Origin of the sequence: Variovorax cryoconiti (assembly GCF_051216395.1) — a bacterium.
Classification (GTDB): Bacteria; Pseudomonadota; Gammaproteobacteria; order Burkholderiales; family Burkholderiaceae_C; genus Variovorax.
The window spans coordinates 400,698-424,633 of the sequence record NZ_JBPJZI010000002.1 but is presented as its reverse complement, the minus strand read 5'-3'; the positions used below and the strand labels follow the sequence as shown (position 1 = coordinate 424,633).

General features: G+C 68.3%; 24 protein-coding genes and 1 tRNA gene. 9 read left to right on the top strand and 16 right to left on the bottom strand.

Annotated elements, in window-relative coordinates; translation table 11 throughout:
- The first annotated feature begins 21 nt into the window (after positions 1 to 21).
- Complete coding sequence (locus ACSFA2_RS06740; protein WP_262072681.1) at positions 22 to 300, top strand: DUF2164 domain-containing protein; 279 nt, start codon at positions 22 to 24, stop codon at positions 298 to 300.
- A gap of 9 nt (positions 301 to 309) precedes the next feature.
- Here ACSFA2_RS06740 and ACSFA2_RS06735 read toward each other — a convergent pair whose 3' ends face one another.
- Positions 310 to 522 carry a hypothetical protein gene (locus tag ACSFA2_RS06735; protein ID WP_435454544.1) on the bottom strand — a complete coding sequence of 71 codons (213 nt, stop codon included), beginning with the start codon at positions 520 to 522 and terminating at the stop codon, positions 310 to 312.
- 134 nt (positions 523 to 656) lie between these two features.
- On the opposite strand from ACSFA2_RS06735, the gene pbpC reads away from it, so the two are divergent.
- Together pbpC and ACSFA2_RS06725 are read left to right on the top strand one after the other, a co-directional pair.
- On the top strand, positions 657 to 2,879 hold the full coding sequence (gene pbpC / locus ACSFA2_RS06730) for a penicillin-binding protein 1C (RefSeq protein WP_435454543.1): 2,223 nt from the start codon (positions 657 to 659) through the stop codon (positions 2,877 to 2,879).
- A gap of 117 nt (positions 2,880 to 2,996) precedes the next feature.
- Complete coding sequence (locus ACSFA2_RS06725) at positions 2,997 to 4,322, top strand: MFS family transporter (RefSeq protein WP_435454542.1); 1,326 nt, start codon at positions 2,997 to 2,999, stop codon at positions 4,320 to 4,322.
- A 129-nt stretch (positions 4,323 to 4,451) separates the two neighbouring features.
- Here the strand turns inward: ACSFA2_RS06725 and ACSFA2_RS06720 are convergent, their stop codons facing one another.
- Together ACSFA2_RS06720 and ACSFA2_RS06715 are read right to left on the bottom strand one after the other, a co-directional pair.
- Positions 4,452 to 5,789 carry an alpha/beta hydrolase family protein gene (locus ACSFA2_RS06720; RefSeq protein ID WP_435454541.1) on the bottom strand — a complete coding sequence of 446 codons (1,338 nt, stop codon included), beginning with the start codon at positions 5,787 to 5,789 and terminating at the stop codon, positions 4,452 to 4,454.
- A 23-nt stretch (positions 5,790 to 5,812) separates the two neighbouring features.
- Positions 5,813 to 7,168, bottom strand: a complete 1,356-nt coding sequence (locus ACSFA2_RS06715) for a dicarboxylate/amino acid:cation symporter (protein ID WP_435454540.1) — start codon at positions 7,166 to 7,168, stop codon at positions 5,813 to 5,815.
- Positions 7,169 to 7,394: 226 nt separating this feature from the next.
- Here ACSFA2_RS06715 and dinB point away from each other — a divergent pair, with 226 nt between their 5' ends.
- On the top strand, positions 7,395 to 8,591 hold the full coding sequence (gene dinB, locus ACSFA2_RS06710; protein ID WP_435454995.1) for a DNA polymerase IV: 1,197 nt from the start codon (positions 7,395 to 7,397) through the stop codon (positions 8,589 to 8,591).
- 41 nt (positions 8,592 to 8,632) lie between these two features.
- Positions 8,633 to 9,277 (top strand): TIGR02117 family protein, encoded by a 645-nt coding sequence (locus ACSFA2_RS06705; protein ID WP_435454539.1) that lies wholly within the window; start codon positions 8,633 to 8,635, stop codon positions 9,275 to 9,277.
- A gap of 6 nt (positions 9,278 to 9,283) precedes the next feature.
- Here the strand turns inward: ACSFA2_RS06705 and ACSFA2_RS06700 are convergent, their stop codons facing one another.
- Positions 9,284 to 10,339: a purine-nucleoside phosphorylase gene (locus tag ACSFA2_RS06700; RefSeq protein ID WP_435454538.1), complete on the bottom strand. Its 1,056-nt coding sequence runs from the start codon at positions 10,337 to 10,339 to the stop codon at positions 9,284 to 9,286.
- Positions 10,340 to 10,471: 132 nt separating this feature from the next.
- On the opposite strand from ACSFA2_RS06700, the gene ACSFA2_RS06695 reads away from it, so the two are divergent.
- Positions 10,472 to 11,686, top strand: coding sequence for a DNA topoisomerase IB (locus tag ACSFA2_RS06695; RefSeq protein ID WP_435454537.1), 1,215 nt, complete (start codon positions 10,472 to 10,474; stop codon positions 11,684 to 11,686).
- On the opposite strand, the gene ACSFA2_RS06690 is transcribed toward ACSFA2_RS06695, so the two are convergent.
- The 6 genes from ACSFA2_RS06690 to yaaA form a co-directional block, all read right to left on the bottom strand.
- Positions 11,632 to 12,315: a hypothetical protein gene (locus ACSFA2_RS06690; RefSeq protein ID WP_435454536.1), complete on the bottom strand. Its 684-nt coding sequence runs from the start codon at positions 12,313 to 12,315 to the stop codon at positions 11,632 to 11,634. The genes ACSFA2_RS06695 and ACSFA2_RS06690 overlap by 55 nt on opposite strands.
- The gene (locus ACSFA2_RS06685; RefSeq protein WP_435454535.1) at positions 12,312 to 12,683 is read right to left on the bottom strand and encodes a response regulator; all 372 of its coding nucleotides are present in this window, start codon (positions 12,681 to 12,683) and stop codon (positions 12,312 to 12,314) included. The genes ACSFA2_RS06690 and ACSFA2_RS06685 overlap by 4 nt, the downstream gene beginning before the upstream one ends.
- A 70-nt stretch (positions 12,684 to 12,753) precedes the next feature.
- Positions 12,754 to 13,611, bottom strand: a complete 858-nt coding sequence (gene queF, locus ACSFA2_RS06680) for an NADPH-dependent 7-cyano-7-deazaguanine reductase QueF (RefSeq protein ID WP_435454534.1) — start codon at positions 13,609 to 13,611, stop codon at positions 12,754 to 12,756.
- Positions 13,612 to 13,621: 10 nt separating this feature from the next.
- On the bottom strand, positions 13,622 to 14,521 hold the full coding sequence (locus ACSFA2_RS06675) for an alpha/beta fold hydrolase (RefSeq protein ID WP_435454533.1): 900 nt from the start codon (positions 14,519 to 14,521) through the stop codon (positions 13,622 to 13,624).
- Positions 14,522 to 14,531: 10 nt separating this feature from the next.
- Positions 14,532 to 15,377 (bottom strand): 2OG-Fe(II) oxygenase, encoded by an 846-nt coding sequence (locus ACSFA2_RS06670; protein WP_435454532.1) that lies wholly within the window; start codon positions 15,375 to 15,377, stop codon positions 14,532 to 14,534.
- Positions 15,374 to 16,159, bottom strand: coding sequence for a peroxide stress protein YaaA (gene yaaA, locus ACSFA2_RS06665; protein WP_435454531.1), 786 nt, complete (start codon positions 16,157 to 16,159; stop codon positions 15,374 to 15,376). Before yaaA ends, ACSFA2_RS06670 begins: the two co-directional genes overlap by 4 nt.
- Before the next feature lie 129 nt (positions 16,160 to 16,288).
- On the opposite strand from yaaA, the gene ACSFA2_RS06660 reads away from it, so the two are divergent.
- Complete coding sequence (locus ACSFA2_RS06660) at positions 16,289 to 19,177, top strand: valine--tRNA ligase (protein ID WP_435454530.1); 2,889 nt, start codon at positions 16,289 to 16,291, stop codon at positions 19,175 to 19,177.
- A 55-nt stretch (positions 19,178 to 19,232) separates the two neighbouring features.
- Entirely contained in the window at positions 19,233 to 20,120 is an 888-nt protein-coding gene (galU, locus tag ACSFA2_RS06655; RefSeq protein ID WP_435454529.1) for a UTP--glucose-1-phosphate uridylyltransferase GalU, read from the top strand.
- Here the strand turns inward: galU and ACSFA2_RS06650 are convergent.
- From ACSFA2_RS06650 to cysM, 4 genes are all read right to left on the bottom strand, one after another.
- Complete coding sequence (locus tag ACSFA2_RS06650) at positions 20,101 to 21,216, bottom strand: SGNH/GDSL hydrolase family protein (protein WP_435454528.1); 1,116 nt, start codon at positions 21,214 to 21,216, stop codon at positions 20,101 to 20,103. The genes galU and ACSFA2_RS06650 overlap by 20 nt on opposite strands.
- A gap of 66 nt (positions 21,217 to 21,282) precedes the next feature.
- Positions 21,283 to 21,510 carry a sulfurtransferase TusA family protein gene (locus ACSFA2_RS06645; protein ID WP_435454527.1) on the bottom strand — a complete coding sequence of 76 codons (228 nt, stop codon included), beginning with the start codon at positions 21,508 to 21,510 and terminating at the stop codon, positions 21,283 to 21,285.
- Between the two features lie 29 nt (positions 21,511 to 21,539).
- Entirely contained in the window at positions 21,540 to 22,079 is a 540-nt protein-coding gene (locus ACSFA2_RS06640; RefSeq protein ID WP_435454526.1) for an NUDIX domain-containing protein, read from the bottom strand.
- Positions 22,080 to 22,095: 16 nt separating this feature from the next.
- A complete protein-coding gene (gene cysM, locus ACSFA2_RS06635) occupies positions 22,096 to 22,998 on the bottom strand; it encodes a cysteine synthase CysM (protein WP_435454525.1) in 903 nt (300 codons plus the stop codon).
- A gap of 41 nt (positions 22,999 to 23,039) precedes the next feature.
- Here cysM and ACSFA2_RS06630 point away from each other — a divergent pair.
- A tRNA-Leu gene (locus tag ACSFA2_RS06630) sits at positions 23,040 to 23,124 on the top strand.
- Between the two features lie 94 nt (positions 23,125 to 23,218).
- Here ACSFA2_RS06630 and ACSFA2_RS06625 read toward each other — a convergent pair.
- Positions 23,219 to 23,434 (bottom strand): hypothetical protein, encoded by a 216-nt coding sequence (locus tag ACSFA2_RS06625; RefSeq protein ID WP_435454524.1) that lies wholly within the window; start codon positions 23,432 to 23,434, stop codon positions 23,219 to 23,221.
- Positions 23,435 to 23,586: 152 nt separating this feature from the next.
- Entirely contained in the window at positions 23,587 to 23,766 is a 180-nt protein-coding gene (locus ACSFA2_RS06620; protein WP_435454523.1) for a DUF3606 domain-containing protein, read from the bottom strand.
- Positions 23,767 to 23,936: the final 170 nt, after the last annotated feature.

Below are 23,936 nucleotides of genomic sequence, written 5' to 3'. Positions count from 1 at the left end.
CTTCTTCTGGAAAGGAATCCGATGACGATCGAATTGCCCCGCGAAGTCCGTCAGCAGGCCATCGCGTCCATCGAACGCTATTTCCGCGAGCACATGGACGACCAGAAAATCGGCAACATCGCGGCCGGTGCGCTGCTGGGTTTCTTCCTCGAGGAGATCGGCCCGACGCTCTACAACCGCGGCGTGGCCGATGCGCAGGAGCGCATGCAGGGGCGCGTCGCGGAACTCGACATCGAGGTGCACGAGGAAGAGTTCGACTACTGGCGCAAGTACGACAAGCAGCCGAAGCCGCGACGCTGACGCGTCCGATCAGTTGCGGCGCGGGTCGCCCGGGCGGCTGTCGTAGCGGTTCGGCACACCGTCGCCATCGCGGTCACGGTCGTAGCGGTTGGGCACGCCATCGCGGTCGCGATCGGCGCGCTGACCAGGACCCGGGGGCGGCGGCCGGTTGTCGTAGGGTGGTGGGACCACGCAGCCCGCCAGCGTGGCAGAGGTGGCGAGCAAAACGAGAAGCGACTTCATGGTGATTTCCTCCAATTTCGGCAGGCACGACAGTCCGCGCCTGTTTCCGAACCGCATCGTTGGGGCGCTGATGGATGCCATGCGTGGGCCCGTCCGCGCGACTTAAAGTAGGCCCGTTGCCCGTCTTGCACCCCATGGACCTTTCGCTCCTGCGCCATCGCACCTTCCGCCAGCCCCTGCTCGTGCTGGCCATCGCGGCCGCCTGTGCGGGGCCGGCCCGTGCGCTGCCCGCCTTCGACGCGGTACGGCGCGAGTTCCGGCCTTCGGACACCGAGGTGCTCGACCGCGACGGCGCCCTGCTGCAACGCGTGCGCACCGACGCCACCGTGCGTCGTGGTCGATGGATCGCGCTGGCCGATGTGTCGCCCGCGCTGCGGACCGCCATGGTGCTCAGCGAGGACCGGCGCTTCTACGAACACAGCGGCGTCGACTGGCGCGCCGTCTCGGCCGCGGCCTGGGGCAACCTGTGGAACACGCGCACCCGCGGCGCATCGACCATCACCATGCAACTCGCCGGCCTGCTCGACGACGAGCTGCGGCGCGGCGGCGGCGGCCGCAGCCTGACGCAGAAGCTCGGCCAGACGGTGGCCGCGGCGCAACTCGAAGGCCAATGGCGAAAGGATCAGATCCTCGAGGCGTACCTCAACACCGTCCCGTTCCGCGGCGAGATCGTCGGCATCGACGCGCTGTCGCGCACGCTCTTCGGCAAGGCGCCGCACGGGCTCGATGCGCGCGAGGCGGCGGTGGCTGCGGCGTTGGTGCGCGCGCCGAACGCCAAGCCCGCCCTGGTCGCGCAACGCGCGTGCGAGGTGATGAAGGCGATGGAAGCGACCGAGGCCGAGCGCCGCCGCATCGACTGCGATGCCGTCGACATGTTCACGAGTGCCGCCCTGCAGCGGCGCGCCTTCGACCCGAGCGAAGGCATCGCGCCGCATGCTGCGCGCCGCGCGCTGCAACTGCGCCGCGACGCTGCACCGACCGGCACGAACACCGCCGACGCCACGCTGCGCACCACCCTGCGTGCGCCGCTGCAGCGCTTCGCCGTGAACACCCTGCAGCGCCATCTGCGCGAACTGCGCGGGCGCAATGTCGAAGACGCTGCGCTGGTGGTGCTCGACAACGCCAGTGGCGAGGTGCTCGCCTGGGTCGGATCGTCGGGTGCGCTCAGCCGCGCCGGCGAGGTCGATGCGGTGCTCGCGCAGCGCCAGCCCGGCTCCACGCTCAAGCCACTGCTGTACGCGCAGGCCATCGCCGAGCGGCGCCTGACGGCCGCGTCGCTGCTCGACGATTCGTCGGCGCAGATCAACACCGCCGGCGGTCTCTACATCCCGCAAAACTACGACCGCCAGTTCAAGGGGCCGGTGTCGGTGCGCACCGCACTGGCCGCATCGCTCAACGTGCCGGCGGTGCGCACGCTGGTGATGGTCTCGCCCGAATCCTTCGCGCGCCGGCTGCAGGCCGCCGGGCTGCCGCTGCGCGAGAGCGGCGGCTACTACGGCTACAGCCTGGCGCTGGGCAGCGCCGAGGTGTCCCTGCTGGCGCTGACCAATGCCTACCGCACGCTGGCCAACGGCGGACGTTTCGGCGAGACGCGCATGCTCCCGGCGGCGGCGTCTGCAACCGCGCAACGCACACCGCCCGCGCCGCCTGCCATCGACCCGCGCGCCGCGTTCATCGTCGGCGACATCCTGTCGGATGCCAACGCGCGCACCCGCACCTTCGGCGTCGACAGCGTGCTGGGCACCCGCTTCTGGACGGCCGTGAAGACCGGCACCAGCAAGGACATGCGCGACAACTGGGCCGTGGGCTGGTCGCAGCGCTACACGGTGGGCGTGTGGGTCGGCAACGCGGGTGGCGCGCCGATGTGGGACGTGAGCGGCACCAGCGGCGCCGCGCCGGTGTGGGCCGAGGTGATGGGTTTCCTGCATGCGCGCGAGCCGAGCCGTGCACCCGCGCCGCCGCCCGGCGTGGTGCAGATGCTGGTGCGCTTCGGCAACGACCTGGAAGCGCCGCGCAGCGAATGGTTCCTTGCCGGCACCGAGCAGCGCCTGTTCGCACCCGACGCGACGGCAGCCGACACGAGCCACCGCATCACCGCACCGGCCGACGGATCGATCATCGCGATCGATCCCGACATCCCGCCCAACCGCCAGCGCGTGCGCTTCGAGGCGCAGGGCCAGGGCCTGCAGTGGCGCATCGACGGCAAGCCCTTCGCGCGCGGCAACCAGGCCCAATGGATGCCCTGGCCCGGACGCCATGTGGTGGAGCTGGCCGACGCGCGCGGCGAGGTGGTCGACCGGGTGCGCGTGGAAGTGCGCGGTGCCGGTGTGCTGGCACCGGTGGCACGCCGCCCCTGAACTACCGCGCGGTAGCGATATCCCCTCCATCGGGTCGGATGCGTTGTCGACCGACAGCAAGGGCTGCTGCAACGCAGCAGAATGGTGAACGCCCAGATCCACATAACAAGGCGATTCATGTCAGTCACTGCACCTCCCGTCTCGGGCGAAACGGCCGCGCCGCGCGCCTACACCGCCGAAGAAAAGCGCCACCGCATCTTCGCCATCATGGCGGCCTCGTCCGGCAACCTGGTCGAGTGGTTCGACTTCTATGTCTATGCCTTCTCGGCGCTCTACTTCGCACCCTCCTTCTTCCCCAAGTCCGACCCGACCGCGCAGTTGCTGAACACCGCCGGCGTGTTCGCGGCGGGCTTCCTGATGCGCCCCATCGGCGGCTGGCTGTTCGGCCGCATCGCCGACCGGATGGGCCGCAAGACCTCGCTGCTGATCTCGGTCGCCATGATGTGCGGCGGCTCGCTGGTCATCGCCTGCCTGCCGACCTACGCGCAGATCGGCGCCTGGGCGCCCTTCCTGCTGCTGGTGTGCCGCCTGTTCCAGGGCCTGTCGGTCGGCGGCGAGTACGGCACCACGGCCACCTACATGAGCGAGGTGGCGCTGCGCGGCCAGCGCGGTTTCTTCTCGTCCTTCCAGTACGTCACGCTGATCGGTGGCCAGCTGCTCGCGGTGCTGGTGATCGTGGTGATGGAGCAGTTCCTGTCCGAGGCCGAGTTGAAGGCCTGGGGCTGGCGCATTCCCTTCGCGATCGGCGCGGTCGCCGCCGTCGTCGCGCTGCTGCTGCGCCGCACGTTGCATGAGACGCAGACAGCCGAAGCCAAGGCCAACAAGGAAGCCGGCAGCATGGCCGGGCTGTTCAAGCACCACAAGGCCGCCTTCTTCACCGTGCTCGGCTACACCGCCGGCGGCTCGCTGATCTTCTACACCTTCACGACCTACATGCAGAAGTACCTGGTGAACACGGTGCACCTGCCGATCAAGACGACCAGCTACGTGATGACGGCCGCGCTGTTCGTCTACATGTGCATGCAGCCGGTGTTCGGCGCGCTGTCGGACCGCATCGGCCGCCGCAACAACATGCTGCTGTTCGGCGCGCTGGGGGCGCTGGCGACGGTGCCGATCCTCACCGGCCTGCAGCACGTGACGAACCCGGTGGTCGCCTTCCTGCTGATCATCCTGGCGCTGGCCATCGTGAGCTTCTACACCTCGATCAGCGGCATCGTGAAGGCCGAGATGTTTCCGCCCGAGGTGCGCGCGCTCGGCGTGGGCCTGGCCTACGCGGTCGCCAATGCGATCTTCGGCGGCTCGGCCGAGTACGTGGCGCTGGGCCTCAAGTCGCTGGGCCACGAGTCGGCCTTCTACTGGTACGTGACGGCGATGATGGTCATCGCCTTCGCGGTGAGCTGGCGGCTGCCGCGGCAGGCCAGCTATCTGCACCACGACCACTGAGAACGTGCGAATGAGCCTGCTGCGCACACCGATCTCGCATCTGCGGTCCTCACCGCACGCGAGTGCGGCTCCGGTCCTCGACGCAAGCTCGGTGCGCTCGCGACGGCTCATTCACACGTTCTTACCCGTTTAACGTCCCAGGGCAGGGGTACGGGTCGCCAGCGGTGGCGGGGTGTAGTCGGGGCGCAGGTGGCAGCCCTTGCCGAAGCCGGCCTCGTAGCGGGTGCACAGGTCGGCGACCTTCTGCGACGTCGGTTTGTCGCCGCGGTCGATCCAGTCGAGCAGTGAGGTCATCAGCGCCGGGTACTCCGCATCGCTCAGGTAGCTGTGCTGCGATTCGTCGCTGAAGGTTTGCACCAGCCGGTCCGAGGCGCCAGCCGCATCCACGATCCCGCGGTAAGCACTTTCCAGTTCGACGAAGGCCGTCGGGTCGTGGATGGCGTGCAGTGTGAGCACCGGCAGGCGCAGCCGGCCGGTCGGACGGCTGTCGTTGCTCAGCATGCCGACCGCCTGCGGGTCAGCCTCGTAGCGCAGCACGCCCGCGTTGAGCGCCGCATCGTCCGCGGTGCCGCTGTACACGACACGCGCATTGCCAAAGGGGTTGCGGCCTTCGAGGCGCTTCTGCGTCAGGTCTTCGAACAGCCAGGTCGCCCAGTCGAGGTGGGCCACCAGGGTGCGTTCGTTGATCTTCGCCACCGACAGGATCGTCTTCAGCCGGGCCGCCTGCTCCGGGCTGCGCTGCGCCGCGGGCAGGCCGACGCCGGTGCATCCCTTGACGCGTTCGGCGAGCTGGTGGCGCGTGAGCGTCGCGCCTGCGGGCAGGCCCATCCACAGCGGGTATTGCGGCTCCTCGGGCTTCGGATGGTTGCGGCAGACGTACTGGTAGACGACGCGCAGGTCGAGCCGGAACGCGTAGGCGTCGACGCCGCCGCCGAGCACGCCGCTGGTGAGCAGCACGCCGTCGTAGGCGGGCCGTTCGCCGGGCACCGGCCCATACAGCTCGGCCGCCTTGGACGCCACGCCGCCGCCATAGCTCTGGCCATGCAGCACGGTGCGCCGCGGCGGGCCGAAGTGCGCGATGAAGATCTTTCGCAGCCGTTCGGTGTCCTCGGCCGCCATGGTCACGCCATAGCCGCCGCGGCGGTAGGTGGAGCCGGCCCAGGCGTAGCCGGCCTTCACCATGACCGACCAGCGCGTCAGGTCCTCGGCACCGCGCTGAAGCGTCGGCGCGCCCAGCGTGGGGCCACCGTGCGCGTGCATCACCAGCACGTCGCGCTGCCATTGCGCGGGGATGGCGATCCAGTAGAGCGCGCCTTCGCCGTCGCGGCCGTTGTAGCAGCGGGCGTCGGCCGGGACGGTGGGCGGGCACTCGGCCGGGCGCGGTGTGGTGTCCGCTGGCGCCGCGAGGGCGCGTGCAGCACCGAGCGTGATCGTGGCCCAAAGAGCCAGATGTCGAAGGAACGACATGGAAAGCGACAGGGGCAGCGAACTCAGGCGCGCGGTGCGCCCCCGACCATGTGCTCGGTCTTCGCATTCACGAGCTGTTCGGGCTCGTCGGCCTCGACCCAGGTCTCGTTGTTCAGGCCCGCGTGCAGGCGTGTCTCGTCGAGTTCGCCGGTCCACTTGGCGACCACCAGCGTGGCGACGCCGTTGCCGATCAGGTTGGTCAGCGCGCGCGCCTCCGACATGAAGCGGTCGATGCCCAGGATCAGCGCCAGGCCCGCGACCGGCACGTGACCAACGGCCGACAGCGTGGCCGCCAGCACGATGAAGCCGCTGCCGGTCACGCCGGCGGCGCCCTTGGACGTGAGCAGCAGCACGCCCAGCAGCGTGAGCTCCTGCGTGAGCGTCATGTCGGTGTTGGTGGCCTGCGCGATGAACACCGCCGCCATGGTGAGGTAGATCGAGGTGCCGTCGAGGTTGAAGGAGTAGCCGGTGGGGATCACCAGGCCGACCACGGTCTTCTTGGCGCCGAGGTTCTCCATCTTCTCCATCATGCGCGGCAGCACCGATTCCGACGACGAGGTGCCCAGCACGATCAGCAGTTCTTCCTTGATGTACTTGATGAACTTCCAGATGCTGAACCCGTGGAAGCGCGCGATGAGCCCCAGCACCACGAAGATGAAGAGCAGGCAGGTCATGTAGAACACGGCCATCAGCTTGCCCAGCGAGAACAGCGAGCCCACGCCGTACTTGCCGATGGTGAAGGCCATCGCGCCGAAGGCGCCGACGGGTGCCAGCTTCATGACATAGCCGACGATGGTGAAGAGCACGTGCGAGCTCTTCTCGATCACGTCGAACACCAGGGTGCCGCGCCCGCCGAACTTGTGCAGCGCGAAGCCGAAGAGCACCGCGATCAGCAGCACCTGCAGGATCTCGCCCTTGGCGAAGGCGTCGACGATCGTGTTGGGAATGACGTTCAGCAGGAAGTCGACCGTGCCCTGCATCTTGCCGGGGCCGGTGTAGGCCGCGAGCGCCTTGGTGTCGAGCGTGCTCGGGTCGATGTTCATGCCGGCGCCCGGCTTGAGCAGGTTGACCAGCACCAGGCCGACCACCAGCGCGATGCTGCTCACCACCTCGAAGTACAGGAGCGCCAGGCCGCCGGTCTTGCCGACCTTCTTCATGTCTTCCATGCCGGCGATGCCGACCACCACGGTGCAGAAGATGATCGGCGCGATCAGCATCTTGATCAGCTTGATGAAGCCGTCGCCCAGCGGCTTCATCGACTCGCCGACCTGCGGATAGAAGTGACCGAGGGTGACGCCGATGATCACGGCGACCACGACCTGGACGTAGAGCGATCGGTAGATCGGGCGCTTGGAAGGGGGAGGCAATGTGGTGGTCATGGTCTCTGCCAGCGAGTTGTTTTAGGGTTGACGGCGAAGGCGCGGGGCGCATGCTAACGCCGTCTCGCTGCGATGGGGCAGCGTCGGTGTAAGTGGGAGTACGTACGTAGTCACCCTCCAGTCAGCGACCCCGGACCGGGACGACGCGCCGCCAAGCCAGCGCCGGGCGAAAATCCACGGCGTGACCGTATCCACCCCCCCCGTGCGCCGCATCGCCCACCTCGACATGGATGCCTTCTATGCCTCCGTCGAGCTGCTGCGCTACCCGCAGCTCAAGGGCCTGCCGGTGGTGATCGGCGGCGGCCGGCGCAAGGTCGACGAGGCCATCCGCGGCCTGCCCGAAGGCCGCACGCTGGCCGACATCCCGGTCGAGGCCTTTCCGCTGCTGAAGGACTACACCGGTCGCGGCGTGATCACCACCGCCACCTATCCGGCGCGGCAGTTCGGCGTCGGCTCAGCCATGGGGCTGATGAAGGCCGCCAAGCTGTGCCCGCAGGCCATCATCCTGCCGGTGGACTTCGACCAGTACCGCAGCTATTCGCGGCAGTTCAAGCAGATCATCCTGGACATCGCGCCGGTCATGCAGGACCGTGGCGTGGACGAGGTCTACATCGACTTCACCGAGGTGCCCGGCGGCCAGCGCGAAGGCGGACGCGTGCTGGCGCGGCTGATCCAGAAATCGATCTTCGACGCCACCGGGCTGACCTGCTCCATCGGCGTGGCGCCCAACAAGCTGATCGCCAAGATGGCGAGCGAATTCGACAAGCCCAACGGCATTTCGATCGTGCACGAGGGCGACCTGCAGACGCGCATCTGGCCGCTGCCGGTGCGCAAGGTCAACGGCATCGGCCCCAAGGCCGACGAGAAGCTCCAACGCTTCGGACTGCGCACCGTGGGCGACATCGCCGCGAAAGACCGCGATTGGCTGATCGCGAACTTCGGCAAGGCGACGGGCGCCTGGATGCACGAGGTGTCCTGGGGCCGCGACGACCGGCCGGTGGTGACCGAGAGCGAGCCGGTGTCGATGAGCCGCGAGACCACCTTCGACCGCGACCTGCACGCGGTGCGCGACCGCGCCGAACTGGGGGCCATCTTCACACACCTGTGCGAGAAGGTGGCCGAAGACCTGCAGCGCAAGGGCTACGTCGGCAAGACCATCGGCATCAAGCTACGCTACGACGACTTCAAGATCGCCACGCGCGACCAGACCATCGACCGCTTCACCGCCGACGGCAAGGCCATCCGCCAGACGGCCGGCCAGTGCTTGAAGCGCGTGCCGCTGGAGCGCCCGCTGCGGCTGATCGGCGTGCGCGTCGGCGCGCTGGTGCGGGCCGACAGCGCGGAGGCCACGGCGCCGGCGACGGGCGCGTCGCGCACCCGCACGCTGCCCGACGCGGCGGCGCAGACGGCCTCGCTGTTTTGAGGCGCCAGGTGCGTCGAGCCCTTTGCTGGATCAGAGGCGCCATGCTCGCGCTGGTGGCGTTGATTGGCCTCTACGTAGGCGTCGCCGCCGCGTTGATGCTATGGCCTGCGAATGCCCGGGCACCGGCCGAGCCGGCTGCCATCGAGGCCTACGTCCTGAGCAACGGCGTGCACACCGACCTGGTCCTGCCCGTGCGCAGCGCAGCCATCGACTGGCGCGCGCTGTTCGACCCGCACGACGCGAAGGCGCCACCGCCCGACGCCGAATTCGTCGCCATCGGCTGGGGCGACCGCGACTTCTATCTGCACACGCCGACCTGGGCCGACCTCACGCTGCGCCGCGCCGTCGGCGCCCTGCTCGGCGCCAACACGTCGCTGCTGCACGTGACCTGGCTCACCCGCGCGCAAATGCGCCAGGGCGCTTACGCGATGCCGCTGTCGCAGCGGCAGTACCTGGCGTTGGTGGCGCATGTGCGCGGCAGCCTGCCGGCCGGTCGTGCGCTCGCCCTGCCCGGTGCGGGCTACGGGCCGGACGATGCCTTCTACGAGGCCGAGGGCAGCTACCACCTCTTCGAAACCTGCAACACCTGGACCGGCCGCGGCCTGCGCCGCGCGGGCGTCCCGGTGAGCCGCTGGACGCCCTTCGACTTCAACGTGGTCGGCCAGCTGCGGCCTGCAGAGCCCTGAAGCGCCTCAGCGTGTCAGCGCGGGCACACCGCCCTGCCACTGCGGCCAGTTGACGACGATGTGGTCGACCACGCGGGTGCCGACCCGCGCGATGTTCTCCACCGTCTCGGCGAAGCCGCCGGCCGTTTCGCCCGGTGCGGGGTCGAGGTGCGCCAGCGTGCTTTCCTTCGGGTTGCCCTGGTCGAAGTTGACCGCGCCGCGCAGGCTCATCACCCGGTCGGTACCGTGGGTGCGCTTGATGACCAGCGTGATCGCCGCGGCTTCCATCTCGGTGATGACGTAGTCGTCGGCGCCATAGAGCTTGGCGATGTACTGCGCCTGCTTCGACATGCCGGGGCCGTGGAAGAAGGTGTCGCCGGTCATGTGCGTGCCGGTGCCGACGAAGGGCGCGCGGCGCGCCGCGGCGTCGGGGTAGCGCAGGCGGTAGGTGCGGGCGCTGTCGGAGTCCTTCAGCGGCGTGTCGCCCGACAGCTTCATGGCCCAGCCGACCAGCGCCGGGTTGAGCTGGAAGCGGCGGTAATCCTCGTAGCCCTTGCGCGGCATGAAGGTCGGCTCGCCGGCCTTGTTCTCCTCCGGTGCCCAGCGGTGGCCGAGGTCGTAGTCGACCAGCCAGGTCGCCCAGCTCACCTCGCCGATGGTGCCGCGCTGCGGTGGCGTGCCGGCCACGCCGGAGACGACGTAGTAGGCCTGCGAGAAATCGAACTTCGGGTTCAGCAGGATCGCCTGCATCGACGACGACGAGTTCACCTTGCCCATGCCGAGCACCGCGCCGCACACGCCGTCGGTGTTGCAGTACACCGGCTGCAGCGCGCCGGGCACGGCGATGGGCGTGGCGCCCTTCCAGTAGCGCTCGTACCAGTGCTGGAACTCGCCGGCGCGGTCGCCGGTGTTCTGGCCAATCTCGAACATCGCGGCGACGAAGACCTTGACGCGGATGGGTGCGGTGGCGGCGACCGGGGCCGCGGGGGCGACCGGCGCCGTCGAGGTGGCGCAGCCGGTGGCCAGCACGGCCGTGAGGCCGAGCGCGAACCAGCGGGCGCGGAAGCGGGAAGCAATGGACATGAAGACGCTTTCAAGAGAAGGGATGGTGCGGCGGTGGCCATGAGGACGTCACGCACTCGTGGAACTTGCGGCGTCCTACAGCCAGCCGTCGGCCGCCCCTGCATTGTCGGCGGGAGCTTCACACCGCACGTCATGCCCCGAACGAAAACACCGCATCCCGCCCGGCTCGCCAACGGCCTGGTCTACGTCAACCCCGACATGCCGGGCCTGCGACGCTTTCGGCAAGGCGAGCACTTCCGCTACAAGGACGCGACCGGCGCCTGGGTGCGCGACCCCGACGAGATCGCGCGCATCCGCAGCCTGGCCATTCCGCCGGCCTACACCGACGTGTGGATCTGCCCGCTGCCCAACGGCCACCTGCAGGCGACGGGCCTCGACGCGCGCGGCCGCAAGCAGTACCGCTACCACCCCGACTGGCGAGTGCTCAAGGACGAAAGCAAGTTCGAGCGGCTCGAGGCCTTCGGCAGCGCGTTGCCGCGCATCCGCGCGCGCGTGGTCCGTGATCTCGGCGACGGTGGGGCACGCGAGGCGCTCGGCCGCGAGCGCGTACTGGCGACGTTGGTGCGCCTGCTCGACACGACCTTCCTGCGCGTGGGCAACGAGGCATACGCCAGCACCAACGGCTCCTACGGGCTCACCACCCTGCGCAACAAGCATGTGGCGGTGCGTGGCGCGTCGCTCAAGCTGCGCTTTCGCGGCAAGAGCGGCGTGATGCACGAGACCGCGGTGGACGACCCGCGCGTTGCGAAGGTGGTGCGCGCCTGCCAGCAGCTGCCCGGCCAGGACCTCTTCCAGTACGAAGACGCGGACGGCACGCCGCGCCGGCTGTCGTCGACCGACGTGAACGACTACCTGCGCGAGGCGGCCGGCGAAAATTTCACGGCGAAGGACTTTCGCACCTGGCACGGCACGGTGCAGGCGCTCGAGCTGACGCGCCTGGCCTGTGACAGCCGCGATACCGGGGACAGCGGGGACAGGGGCGACGCCACGCCGTCGATGCGCTTCAGCGCCAAGGAGATCATTGCCGCGGTGGCGAAGCAGCTCGGCAACACGCCGGCGGTCTGCAAGAAAGCCTACGTGCATCCGGCCGTGCTCGCCCTGGGAACCACGCTGGCCCAGGACGCGGGCACGATGACCGATGTGTGGCAGAAGATCGCCGGCCAGGCCAGGAGCGCGCGCCGGCTGTACGCGGCCGAAGCACGGCTGCTGGCCTTCTTGAAAACACACCGCCGGGAGCTGGTGCGCGAATCGACAGCGGCCGGGGCGACCGCGGCCCGGCAGCCACGGCGCACTCAGCCCGGTGCCAGCGGCAAGCGCACCCGGTCGTGCTCGATGGTCAGCACATAGCCGAGGTCTTCGGCCAGCGACTGCAGCGCGATGGCATCGATGGCCAGCTTGCGCGGCGCGCGATGGGCGCCGGCCAGCGGGTCGGTGGCGTCGGGCGCGCCGGCGACCACGCGCAGCACCAGGGCCGCGTCACCCTCCGCGACCACGCTGATGGCACCGACATCGGGCGGCGTGTCGTGAAGATAGCCCAGCGCGCCAAGCATCAGGTAGCGCAGCGACGCCCCGGACGGCCACTTGGGCGCGCTCGGGTCAGGGTCGGCGGTGAGGGCTTCGTCCACCTGCAGGCGGACACCATGCAGGTCGAACGCGGCACGCATGAGGCCGACGCATTGCACCACCAGGCCGCGCCGTGTGATGCCCTCGTCGTCGGTGGCGAGCTCCCAGTCGCGCAGCGAGCGCACCGCGCTCACCAGTTCGGCGATCTGGTGGTCGATCAGCGCGACGCGCTCCTCGCACGCCGCCATGTCGATGGTGGGCGCAGCGACCTGGCGCCTGAGCATCAAGAGGCCCATGCGCATCACCGAGACCGGCGCGGCCATGTCGTGGCGCAGCGCAGGCAAGGCGCGCGTGAGCAACTCGTGGCGCACGCCAGCGGCGATCCAGCTGCGCGCGCCGGGCGACGCCTTCATGAGGCCGCGGAGGATCGGGAGCCGGCAGCGCGCTCGAGGATTCGGTCCAGGGCGTCGAAGTCGATCGGCTTCTGAAGGTGGTGGTCGAACAGACCCGCCTCGGAGGCGCCTGCATCCTGCGACGAGAGCCCGGTCACGGCCACCAGCAGCGGCGGACGGGCGCTCGCGCGCAGGCGGCGCGCGACCTCGGTGCCGGGCAGGTCCGGCAGCGTGATGTCGACCAGCGCGACATCGAAAATCTCTCCGGCGCACGCTTCGAGCGCCTGCGTGCCGGAGTAAGTGCACCGGGCCGTGTGGTCCTGCAGCGAGAGCAGTTCCTGCAGCAGGTCAGCGGCGGCTTCGTTGTCGTCGACGATCAACACGTTCACGTTCGGAGGTCCCTGAACACAAAGGTGACGAGTATCGAGGGGCCGGGCGCCGAGCGATGTAGGCGCAAGCCTACTGTCGCGCGGTTCGCGTGTTCGATGGCAGGGCCTGCGGCCAGCTGGCGCGGAAGGGGTTGATGTCCAGACCGCCGCGGCGCGTGTAGCGTGCGTACACGCTCAGCTGGGTGGGCCGGCACTGCCGCCAGATGTCCCAGAACATGCGCTCGGCGCAGGGCTCGTGGAATTCGTTGTGGTTGCGGAAGCTCACGATGTAGGCCAGCAGACCGGCCTGGTCGATGGGCGGGCCGCTGTAGCGCACCTGCACGCTGCCCCAGTCGGGCTGGCCGGTGACCAGGCAGTTGCTCTTGAGCAGCCGGCTGGTCAGCGTTTCCTCCACCGCCGGCAGCGTCGCGTCGCTGCGCAGCAGCTCGGGGGCCGGCTGGTAGTGCGTGCATTCGATGTCGAGACGGTCGAGGTCCAGCCCTTCCAGTTCCTGCACCGCCTCGCGTTCGAAGGCCTGCGGCGTCAGCAGCTTCACGCCGATGCCGCCGCTGCGCTCGCTGCCGCGCCAGGCGGCTTCGGCCAGGTCGGCCTTCAGGCGTTCACGCACGGCGTCGGCATCGGCGAAGACGCTGCTGTTGAAGCTGTTGAGGTAGAGCTTGAAGGACTTGCTCTCGATGATGTTGGGCGTTTCGCAGGGCACGGTGAAGTGCGCCACCGCGACCTGCGGCTTGCCGCGCGGGTTGAGCCAGCTCAGCTCGAACGCCGTCCAGAGGTCGGCGCCGAAGAAAGGCAAGGCGCCGTCGGCGATGCCCATGGCGGTGCGCTGGGTGGCACGGGCGATGGGAAACAGCAGGGTCGGGTCGTACTGGTCGGCGTAGGCCGAGGCGCGGCCCAGTTGCGACTGTTCGGGGGTGTTGTCGAGGCTCATCGGGGTGGTTCTACGCGGTACGGGACTTTTCCGCCGCCTTCAGGAAAGGAACCATCTGCGGCAGCAGGATTTCGGTGAGCTGCGGCGTCAGGTCGTGGCCCATGCCGGGAATGGCGACGAACTGCGCACCGGCGATGCGGCGCACCGTGTCCTGCCCGCAGGCAATGGGCACCAGCGGATCGACGTCGCCGTGCATCACCAGCGTGGGGCTGGTGATGCGCGCCAGCAGCTTCGCGCGATCGGTGTCGGCCGCCACGGCGGCGATCTGGCGCATCAGGCCCTGGGGCCGGTAGGCGCGGCGCATGGCAAAGGTAAGTCGCTCGCGCAGCACGGCTTCGTCCGGCGGATAGAACGGGCCGGCGATGAGCCGCACCAGACGCATGCTGTGCGCCACCAGCGACGCCTCGTCGCGCTTCGCGGGGCGCCGCATCATCAGCGCGACCACGTCGCCGCGCGGCCCGGGCAGGCCGCGCGCGCCGCTGGAGCTCATCAGGCTCACCAGGCTGGTGACGCGTTCCGGCACGGCGGCGGCGACGCGCTGGGCGATCATGCCGCCCATCGAGGCGCCCAGGACGTGCGCACGGCGGATGCCCAGGGCGTCGAGCACGCCGATCGCGTCGTTCGCCATGTCCTGCAGCCCGTAGGCCGACTGCACCGGCAGCCCGAAGCGGTAACGCAGCCCCTGCCAGAGCAGGTTGCGGGTGCCGGCCTCGTCGAGCTGCGTGCTCAGGCCGGCGTCGCGGTTGTCGAAGCGCACCACGCGGAAGCCGGCGCGGACCAGCCCCTTCACGAAGTTGTCCGGCCAGGCGATGAGCTGCATGTTGAGGCCCATGATGAGCAGCACCACCGGCCGGCCTGCGCCACCTGTGTCCTCGACCTCGATCTCGATGCCGTTGGCTTTGACCTTCATCGGCGCGGCGTCATGTGAACTCGCGCTCGCGCAGCCATTTGGTTGCCACCCATTTCTCGCCGGCCAGCACCGGCGTGCCGCCATGCAGCGTGCGCGTGCCCGGGTCGGGCCGCTCGTAGCTGAAGAAGACCGCGGTGCCGCGCTTGGGCGCGACCTCCAGGCCGATGTCGGGGAAGACCGTCGCGCCGCCGCGCTCGGGCTCCTGCAGGTACATCACCAGCGTGCCCACGCGCTGGCCGCCGCGCCGCAGGATGGTCGGCGTGCCGGGCTCGGCGGGGTCGAAGTAGTCGTAGTGCGGGCGGTACTCCGCACCCGGCGCGTAGCGCAACACCTGCAGGCCTTCGCCGAAGGCCAGCGGCCAGCGCAACAGGTGCGCGATGCGCTGCTCGATGCGGGCGACGATCTCGTTCTCGCCGCGTTCGAAGAACATGCCGTCGCTGGTGCGGTCGACGTTCAGGGTCTCGCCGCCAGTCTGCGTCTCGACGGTGAGCGATCGGGCCAGCCGCTGCGCCGCGGCGGCGACCAGCGCCTCGCATTCGTCGTCGGCCAGCAGGTCGCCGAAGACCACGACGCGGGGATGCGCGACGGTGTGCAGCACGTGCACCCGGCGGTCGCCCGCATCCAGGTAGAGCGGCGAGCCGTCGAGGTCGGGGCCGGGCATCGGGCGGGCCTGCTTCGGCGCGGCCGGCAGCGTGGGCGACGCCATGCCCCGTTCGATGTCGGCCAGGGCGGCGTCGCTCGCGGCGTCCTGCCAGCCGGCGGCGCGCATCGACTGGCGCAGCGCCGCCACGGAATGCCCCGCGGCGAGTTGGGACACAAGCCAGCTGCGCAGTTCGGGGGTCACCGGTTGCGTCATTGCGTTCTCCTTCGAAACACCAGCCTTTCCGGCAGCGAAGCCGCTGCATCGAAGGCATACCCTTCCAGGTTGAACTTCTCCAGCGCCTTGGGGGTGGCCGCCTTGTGCAGCACGGCCCAGCGGGCCATCAGGCCGCGGGCCCGCTTGGCGAAGAAGCTGACGATCTTGTACTGGCCGGCCTTCCATTCCTGGAAGACGCATTCGACCACGCGCGCCTTGAGCACGCGCGGGTTGACCGCCTTGAAATATTCCTGCGAGGCGAGGTTGATCACCACCGGCGTGCGGTCGGCCACCAGGCGCTGGTTGAGATGGTCGGCAATGCGCGTGCCCCAGAAGGCATAGAGGTCCTTGCCGTGCGGGTTGGCCAGTGGCGTGCCCATCTCCAGGCGGTAGGGCTGGAGGCGGTCGAGCGGACGCAGCACGCCGTACAGGCCGCTGAGGATGCAGACGTGGTCCTGCGCCCATTCGAGCTGCGCGGCGGTCATGGACCTGGCGTCGAGCCCGCCGTACACGTCGCCGTCGAAGGCCAGCGCGGCCTGGCGTGCGTTCTTCGCGGTGCCCCTGGGCGACCAGGCCGCATAGCGGGTGAAATTGAGGGTCGACAGCTTGTCCGAGAGGTGCATCAGCTCGGCGATCTGCTGCGGCGACTTCTGGCGCATCAGCGCGATCAGTTCGGCGGCCGGGCCCTTGGCGCCTTCGAACACGGGCTGGGTGGCGGGCAGGTCGTCGGGGAGAGGGCTGTCGTAGTCGAGCGACTTGGCGGGCGAGAGCAGGAAGAGCATGGGCCGCAATTATGGGTGCGCCCCATGACCGGCCCGCGGGCCCCGTGGGTGGGCCGGGTAAAATTGAAGGCTTCCCATCCTGTCCGCAGCGACACCCGCGAGGTGCCGTTCGCCCTTCCGAAGCACGCCATGAGCGAACCCATCTCCCAGCCCGGCCTCGACAGCCTGTCCAAATCCTTCGAACCCGCTGCCATCGAGGCGCACTGGGGGCCGGAGTGGGAGCAGCGCGGCTACGCCAAGGCGGGCTTCCGCGGCACCCAGCAGCCCAAGGACGATGCCGATTCGTTCGCCATTCAGCTGCCGCCGCCGAACGTGACCGGCACGCTGCACATGGGCCATGCGTTCAACCAGACGATCATGGACAGCCTCACGCGCTACCACCGCATGAAGGGCGACAACACGCTGTGGGTGCCGGGCACCGACCACGCCGGCATCGCCACGCAGATCGTGGTGGAGCGCCAGCTGCAGGAACAGAAGATCAGCCGCCACGACATGGGCCCGACACCCGCCGAGGCGCGCAAGAACTTCGTCGCCAAGGTGTGGGAGTGGAAGGAGAAGTCCGGCAACACCATCACCGGCCAGATGCGCCGCATGGGCGATACCGTCGACTGGAGCCGCGAGTACTTCACGATGGACGAGGACCTCTCGGCCGTCGTCACCGACACCTTCGTCAAGCTCTACGACGAAGGACTCATCTACCGCGGCAAGCGCCTGGGCAACTGGGACCCGGTGTTGAAGACCTCGGTGAGCGACCTGGAAGTCGAGAGCGAGGAAGAAGACGGCTCGCTCTGGCACATCGCCTACCCGCTGGAGGATGGCAGCGGCACGCTGGTGGTGGCCACCACGCGGCCCGAGACCATGCTGGGCGACACGGCCGTGATGGTCCATCCGGAAGACGAGCGCTACCAGCACCTGGTCGGCCAGCACGTGAAGCTGCCCCTGGTGGATCGCCTGATCCCGATCATCGCGGACGACTACGTCGACAAGGCTTTCGGCACCGGCGTGGTCAAGGTCACGCCCGCCCACGACTACAACGACTATGCCGTCGGCCAGCGCCACCAACTCGAGATGATCGGCGTGCTCACGCTCGACGCGACCATCAACGACAACGCGCCCGAGAAGTACCGCGGCATGGACCGCTTCGTGGCACGCAAGGCGATCGTCGCCGACCTCGACGCGCTCGGCCTCTTGGTCGAAGTCAAGAAGCACAAGCTGATGGTGCCGCGCTGCGCCCGCAGCGGCGCGGTGGTCGAGCCGATGCTGACCGACCAGTGGTATGTGGCCATGACCAAGCCCGGCGCCGACGGCAGCTCGATCGCGCAGAAGGCCATCGACGTGGTGAAGTCGGGCGAGGTGCGCTTCGTGCCCGAGAACTGGGTCAACACCTACAACCACTGGATGGAGAACATTCAGGACTGGACCATCTCGCGGCAGTTGTGGTGGGGCCACCAGATCCCGGCCTGGTACGACGAGGACGGCAAGGTGTACGTCGCGCACGACGAGGCCGAGGCCCAAGCCAAGGCGCCCGGCAAAAAGCTCAAACGCGACGAGGACGTGCTCGACACCTGGTATTCCGCAGCGCTGGTGCCCTTCTCGTCCCTCGGCTGGCCCGAGAAGACCGACGACCTGGCGCGCTACCTGCCGTCGAACGTGCTGGTCACCGGCTACGACATCATCTTCTTCTGGGTGGCCCGGATGATCATGATGACCAAGCACTTCACCGGCCAGGTGCCGTTCAAGGACGTCTACATCCATGGCCTGGTGCGCGACGCGCAGGGCAAGAAGATGAGCAAGTCCGAAGGCAACGTGCTCGACCCGGTCGACCTGATCGACGGCATCGCGCTGCCCGAACTGCTCGACAAGCGCAGCCAGGGCCTGCGCAAACCCGAGACCGCGCCAGCGGTGCGCAAGAACACGCAGAAGGAATTCCCCGAGGGCATCCCGGCCTTCGGCGCCGATGCGCTGCGCTTCACCTTCGCCTCGCTCGCCTCGCTGGGGCGCAGCATCAATTTCGACAGCAAGCGCTGCGAGGGCTACCGCAACTTCTGCAACAAGCTCTGGAACGCCACGCGCTTCGTGCTGATGAACTGCGAAGGGCAGGACTGCGGCCTGCGCGAACACACCAAGGCCGACTGCGCGCCGGGTGGTCCGGCGCACGGCTACCTGCAGTTCAGCCAGGCCGACCGCTGGATCGTTTCACGCCTGCAGCGCGTCGAGGCCGAGGTCGCCAAGGGTTTCGAGGACTATCGGCTCGACAACGTCGCCACCACGATCTACCAGTTCGCCTGGGACGAGTTCTGCGACTGGTACCTGGAGATCGCCAAGGTGCAGATCCAGACCGGCACCGACGCGCAGCAGCGCGCCACCCGCCGCACGCTGATCCGCACGCTGGAGACGCTGCTGCGCCTGGCGCACCCGGTGATCCCGTTCATCACGGAAGAACTCTGGCAGAAGGTCGCCCCGGTGGCGGGGCGCGACGGCGCATCGGTCATGGTCGCGGCCTATCCGAAGAGCCAGCCGGAGAAGATCGACGAGGCTGCCGAAGCCCACGTGGCCCGCCTGAAGGCGCTGGTCGACGCCTGCCGCACGCTGCGCGGCGAAATGAACGTGTCGCCGGCGACGCGCCTGCCGCTGTATGCGGTGGCGGACGATGCCGCCGACAGCGCCTTCCTGCGCGAAGCGGCACCGGTGTTGCAGGCGCTGGCCAAACTCAAGGAAGTACGCGTGTTCGACGACGAGGCGGCCTGGGCGGCTGCGGCCGAAGCAGCCCCGGTGGCCGTGGTCGGCGGCGCACGCCTGTGCCTGCACATGGAAATCGACAAGGCCGCGGAAAAAGTCCGAATCGGCAAGGAGATTGCCCGAATCGAAGGTGAGATAACAAAGGTTAACGGCAAGCTCGGCAACGAGGCTTTCGTGGCCAAGGCGCCGCCTGCCGTGATCGCCCAGGAGCGTCAGCGGCTGGCGGATTTCACCGCGCTGGCCGCGCGCCTGGCCGATCAGCTTATGCGCCTCGGCTGACACACCGCGGCCCCGGGATCCACGTACCATTCCGTATTCACTTTTTCCTTCATCCATGTCCAATACCACGCGCATCCGCAAAGCCGTCTTCCCCGTGGCCGGTTTCGGCACCCGCTTCCTGCCGGCCACCAAGGCCCAGCCCAAGGAAATGTTGCCGGTGGTGGACAAGCCGTTGATCCAGTACGCCGTCGAGGAAGCCTATGCCGCCGGCATCCGCGACATGATCTTCGTCACCGGCCGCAACAAGCGCGCCATCGAAGACCACTACGACACCGCCTACGAACTGGAAAGCCAGCTCGAAGCCAGCGGCAAGACCGCGCTGCTGAACATCGCCCGCTCGGTGATGCCGGACGACATGACCGTTTCCTATGTGCGCCAGCCACGCATGCTGGGCCTGGGCCACGCGGTGCTGTGCGCCGAGCACCTGGTGGGCAACGAGCCCTTCGCCGTGCTGCTGGCCGACGACCTGATGGTCGGCCCGGTCGACGGCCAGCCGGTGATGGCCCAGATGACCGCCGCCTTCGCCCAGCTGGGCCGCTCGCTGCTGGCCGTGCAGGAAGTCCCGCTCGACCAGGTCAAGCGCTACGGCATCGTGGCCGGCGACACCATCGACGAAGGCCTGGTCAAGGTCAACAAGATGGTCGAGAAGCCGTCGCCCGAACAGGCCCCTTCGCGCCTGGGCGTGGCCGGCCGCTATGTGCTCACGCCGGGCGTGTTCGCCGAGATCCGCAACCAGCCCAAGGGGGCCGGTGGCGAAATCCAGCTGACCGACGGCATCGCCGCGCTGATGAAGAAGGAAGCCGTCTACGCCTATGCCTACAAGGGCACGCGCTACGACTGCGGCAGCAAGGAAGGCTTCCTGCAGGCGACGGTCGAACTGGCCCTGGCCCACCCCGAAGTGGGCGGACAGTTCCGCGAGTACCTCAAGACCCTGGCGCTCTGAGCGCGGCGCCGAGCGAGGCGTCGGCCAGCGGCAACACGAACCGGGCCACCTCCTGGTCGGTGATGGGGGTGAGGGACAGGCCGAAACCGGCATTCAGACTCGACACCAGCGATTGGGCCCACAACGCGTTGTAGGCCAGGCCCGAATGGTGGTCCTCCATGATCGCGTGGTTCGGGCCGTCTCCGGCCGTGTTCGTCACGTGCAACGTGCCGCCGATGGTGACGGTCTTGTAGACCGGCATGCCGTTGGACGGGCGCGACCCCCAGCGCGCCAGGACCCAGGCCTGGTCGTCGAAAAACAGGGTGTTCGGCTGCGCCTCGGCCATCTGCCGAAGGGCCCCATTGAGGCGGCCGAGGGCCTTCTCGATGTTCCCGAACTCGAGCGCGTTCTGCCAGCGATCGAAGTACAGCGGGTCGGACGCCTCGTTCACCACACCCACCACGACGATGCGCGTGGCCGGGTGCGTGGCGTGGATGAGCCCGATGGCGTCACCGACGTACTTCACGCAGCCATCGATCACCGGCTGCAGTTCCGGCGCGTTCGGATCCTTGGCCTGCAGGTCCATGAACTGCGACCACTCGCCCAATCCGGTGCGGATCAGCACCACGCCCCGGCGCCAGCGCTCGGGCTCACGGTCCATCAGCGCGACCAGGCGCGGCGCCTGCCGGAACTTGCCTTCCATCAGCTCCTTGCAGCCCATCGCCGAGAAGGCGAAGTTGTAGAGGTAGTCTTCCTTGCGCGGCGCGCGGCCGACCGGGAGGTGGAGCAGGTCGAGCAGCCGGACCATCACACCCGAGCGGCCCCAGGTCACCCACGGGCCGACGTCGATCTCATCGCCACGCAGCCGCGCCAGCACCTCGACCCAGTTGAACGTGCGTTCCTGGTTGACGCCACCGCGCTGCCCCGACTCGACCGAGAAGTTCAGTCGGTCCTGGTAGGCATGGCTGTTCGAATCGCCCATGATCGCCAGCGGGATGGCCTTGGGTGGAACCACGCGGTCGGCCACCGCGTCGGGCACGCCGTTGTCCCACAGCATCAGGGCCGCAGCGGCGGCGAGGCCGAGAACGATGAAGGCGATCTGCACGACCATTCTCATGGGCGGGCCTCGGCCACGGACCACCGGGCCGGCAGCGATGGAAAGAGGGGCCGGCTCATGGAGGTGTCACCGGCGCCGCAGAACGTGGATGTACTCCGTGCCGACGGTCTGCTGCTCGACCAGGTCATTGCCGGTCTGGCGGGCGAAAGCCTGGAAGTCGCGCAGCGATCCGGCGTCGGTCGACACCACCCGCAGCAGTTCGCCGCTCTGCATGTCGTTGAGCGAGCGCTTGGCCTTCAGGATCGGCAACGGGCAATTGAGGCCGCGCGTGTCGAGTTCTCGGTGGATGTGCATGGCGTTCCTGGAATCAGCGGAAAGAATGTTCAAGAGGTCGACGGCGCCGGGCGCGGCCACTCGACGAATTCGGGCTCGTACCCGCGGGCGCGCAGCCAGTCCGCCAATGCATACCCCGTGCCCGCGGGCCAGCACTTGAGCGCGGACAGGTCGTACAGCCGGTAGTCGACCAGTTCGGGCGACAGGGCCACCTCGCCATCGGCCACCACGTGGTACGCGATGATCACCTGGTTCATGCGCTGGAAATCGTAGACGCCCACGAGGTTCACCTCGCTCACGTCGAGGTTCGTCTCTTCCTTCACCTCGCGTGCGATGCCACCTTGCGGCGTCTCACCCGCTTCCATGAAGCCGGTGATGAGCGCGTACATCTGGTGTTGCCAGGCCGCATTGCGCGCCAGCAGAACCTGCCCGCGGTATTCGACGATGGCGGCGAGCACGGGGGTCGGGTTGTTCCAGTGCGTCCAGTCGCAGGCGGGGCATCGCAGTCGCGTTGTCGGGCCGCTGTCTTCGACGAGTTCGATGTGCGCGAGCGGCGTTGCGCAGGCCGGGCAGTAGGTGGGCTGGAACACGGTCGAACTCGGGCGATCAGGCGGGGAACACGCCGGTCGAGAGGTAGCGGTCGCCGCGGTCGCACACCACGAAGACGATGGTCGCGTTCTCGACCGTCTTGGCGATCTGCAGGGCCGCCCACAGTGCGCCGGCCGCCGAGATGCCGCCGAAGATGCCTTCCTCGCGCGCGAGACGCCGCGCCATCTCCTCGGCGTCGTCCTGGCTGACGTTCACCACCTGGTCGACACGGCTCGGGTCGTAGATCTTGGGCAGGTATTCCTGCGGCCACTTGCGGATGCCCGGAATGCGCGAGCCCTCTTCGGGCTGCGCGCCGACGATCCGGATCGCCGGGTTCTTTTCCTTCAGGAAGCGCGAGACGCCGGTGATGGTGCCCGTGGTGCCCATGGCGCTCACGAAGTGCGTGACCTTGCCCTGCGTGTCGTCCCAGATCTCGGGCCCGGTCGTCTCGTAGTGGATGCGTGGGTTGTCGGGATTGGCGAACTGGTCGAGCACCCGCCCCTTGCCCTGCACGACCATCTGGTCGGCCAGGTCGCGGGCGTATTCCATGCCGCCGCTCTTGGGCGTGAGCACGAGTTCGGCGCCGAAGGCCTTCATGGTCTGGGCGCGCTCGACGGACAGGTCCTCCGGCATGATCAGCACCATGCGGTAGCCCTTGATGGCCGCGGCCATCGCCAGCGCGATCCCGGTGTTGCCGGAGGTCGCCTCGATCAGCGTGTCGCCGGCCTTGATCTCGCCGCGCTCCTCGGCGCGCCGGATCATCGACAGCGCCGGGCGGTCCTTCACCGAACCCGCCGGATTGTTGCCCTCGAGCTTGCCGAGGATCACGTTGCCGCGCTGTGCATTCTCGGTCGCGTCGATGCGCTGCAGGGCGACGAGCGGGGTCTTGCCGATCGCGTCTTCGATGGTCGGGTACTTCATGCCGAGCACTGTGCCATAATTTTCGGCTGCACTCTTCCCGTGCCCGGGTGGTGAAATTGGTAGACGCAGGGGACTCAAAATCCCCCGCCGCAAGGCGTGCCGGTTCGATTCCGGCCCCGGGCACCATCGGCTCCTGTCGATGGCGGGCACATCGGTTGCTGCCGATGGCTGAGCAACCTGCGTCAAGGCTGCTCCATTGATCGAGATGACTTCGTTCCGCTCAGCGCAGGCTGGCCCAGGCCGTGACGCGCTGCCAGGCGGAGGACATGAAGGTGTTCGCATGCAGACGTGGCCGCGCCATCTGCGCGGCGTGGCGTCGTCGGACCACCGAGTCCAAGGCGTCGGCCACCAGCCCGGCATTGAGGTCACCGCGCACGCACTGCAGACGCAGGCCCAGTGCGATGTGGTCGAGGTCATCGACGCTCAGACGCGTCATGCGCAGATCAGCGGTGGTCTGCGCTCTGCGAGGGAAGGTTTTGCCGTGTGCCATGTAATCAATTGTGTTTAATTGTGGCCGACACTGCAAGGTAAAACGTCACGCTTTAGTTCACATATGAGAACCAATGGGTTAACACTTTTGGCGCGTCTTCATGGCATGCCGAGATGGCAACGCACATCCTGAGCGGAAGTACCCACTTCGGCGACAGCCGCCCGGAGTTGGTGTTCATCCACACCGAGGGTGTCGAGCCAGTATTCAAGCGCTTGATGCTGCGTGACGTCGACCGAACGGGTCTCGAAGGCGCCGACGGTCGGGGTGGGTTCGTGCATGACTCGGTTCTCCTGGAATGAGCGCAGAAGAATTCCCCGAAGTGATCGGCGGCGCTGCCGGACAAGAACGCATGGGCACGCCATCGACCGGCTGACAGCGATCCGGACACGGGCGTTGTCTGAAACAAACGTATCCGCAATGTCACCAATCGCTTTTGTTGTCAGCGCCC

What these genes read in the sequence shown, in the direction of transcription:
- ACSFA2_RS06675 (WP_435454533.1), bottom strand. Translation starts at nt 14,521, where the DNA reads ATGAAGGTCAAAGCCAACGGCATCGAGATCGAGGTCGAGGACACAGGT.
- ACSFA2_RS06660 (WP_435454530.1), top strand. Translation starts at nt 16,289, where the DNA reads ATGAGCGAACCCATCTCCCAGCCCGGCCTCGACAGCCTGTCCAAATCC.
- ACSFA2_RS06690 (WP_435454536.1), bottom strand. Translation starts at nt 12,315, where the DNA reads ATGAAGGCGTCGCCCGGCGCGCGCAGCTGGATCGCCGCTGGCGTGCGC.
- queF (WP_435454534.1), bottom strand. Translation starts at nt 13,611, where the DNA reads ATGAGCCTCGACAACACCCCCGAACAGTCGCAACTGGGCCGCGCCTCG.
- ACSFA2_RS06725 (WP_435454542.1), top strand. Translation starts at nt 2,997, where the DNA reads ATGTCAGTCACTGCACCTCCCGTCTCGGGCGAAACGGCCGCGCCGCGC.
- cysM (WP_435454525.1), bottom strand. Translation starts at nt 22,998, where the DNA reads ATGAAGTACCCGACCATCGAAGACGCGATCGGCAAGACCCCGCTCGTC.
- ACSFA2_RS06650 (WP_435454528.1), bottom strand. Translation starts at nt 21,216, where the DNA reads ATGAGAATGGTCGTGCAGATCGCCTTCATCGTTCTCGGCCTCGCCGCC.
- ACSFA2_RS06705 (WP_435454539.1), top strand. Translation starts at nt 8,633, where the DNA reads ATGCTCGCGCTGGTGGCGTTGATTGGCCTCTACGTAGGCGTCGCCGCC.
- ACSFA2_RS06625 (WP_435454524.1), bottom strand. Translation starts at nt 23,434, where the DNA reads ATGACGCGTCTGAGCGTCGATGACCTCGACCACATCGCACTGGGCCTG.
- ACSFA2_RS06670 (WP_435454532.1), bottom strand. Translation starts at nt 15,377, where the DNA reads ATGACGCAACCGGTGACCCCCGAACTGCGCAGCTGGCTTGTGTCCCAA.
- ACSFA2_RS06740 (WP_262072681.1), top strand. Translation starts at nt 22, where the DNA reads ATGACGATCGAATTGCCCCGCGAAGTCCGTCAGCAGGCCATCGCGTCC.
- ACSFA2_RS06720 (WP_435454541.1), bottom strand. Translation starts at nt 5,789, where the DNA reads ATGTCGTTCCTTCGACATCTGGCTCTTTGGGCCACGATCACGCTCGGT.
- dinB (WP_435454995.1), top strand. Translation starts at nt 7,395, where the DNA reads ATGGATGCCTTCTATGCCTCCGTCGAGCTGCTGCGCTACCCGCAGCTC.
- ACSFA2_RS06715 (WP_435454540.1), bottom strand. Translation starts at nt 7,168, where the DNA reads ATGACCACCACATTGCCTCCCCCTTCCAAGCGCCCGATCTACCGATCG.
- ACSFA2_RS06620 (WP_435454523.1), bottom strand. Translation starts at nt 23,766, where the DNA reads ATGCACGAACCCACCCCGACCGTCGGCGCCTTCGAGACCCGTTCGGTC.
- ACSFA2_RS06695 (WP_435454537.1), top strand. Translation starts at nt 10,472, where the DNA reads ATGCCCCGAACGAAAACACCGCATCCCGCCCGGCTCGCCAACGGCCTG.
- yaaA (WP_435454531.1), bottom strand. Translation starts at nt 16,159, where the DNA reads ATGCTCTTCCTGCTCTCGCCCGCCAAGTCGCTCGACTACGACAGCCCT.
- ACSFA2_RS06700 (WP_435454538.1), bottom strand. Translation starts at nt 10,339, where the DNA reads ATGTCCATTGCTTCCCGCTTCCGCGCCCGCTGGTTCGCGCTCGGCCTC.
- pbpC (WP_435454543.1), top strand. Translation starts at nt 657, where the DNA reads ATGGACCTTTCGCTCCTGCGCCATCGCACCTTCCGCCAGCCCCTGCTC.
- galU (WP_435454529.1), top strand. Translation starts at nt 19,233, where the DNA reads ATGTCCAATACCACGCGCATCCGCAAAGCCGTCTTCCCCGTGGCCGGT.
- ACSFA2_RS06645 (WP_435454527.1), bottom strand. Translation starts at nt 21,510, where the DNA reads ATGCACATCCACCGAGAACTCGACACGCGCGGCCTCAATTGCCCGTTG.
- ACSFA2_RS06735 (WP_435454544.1), bottom strand. Translation starts at nt 522, where the DNA reads ATGAAGTCGCTTCTCGTTTTGCTCGCCACCTCTGCCACGCTGGCGGGC.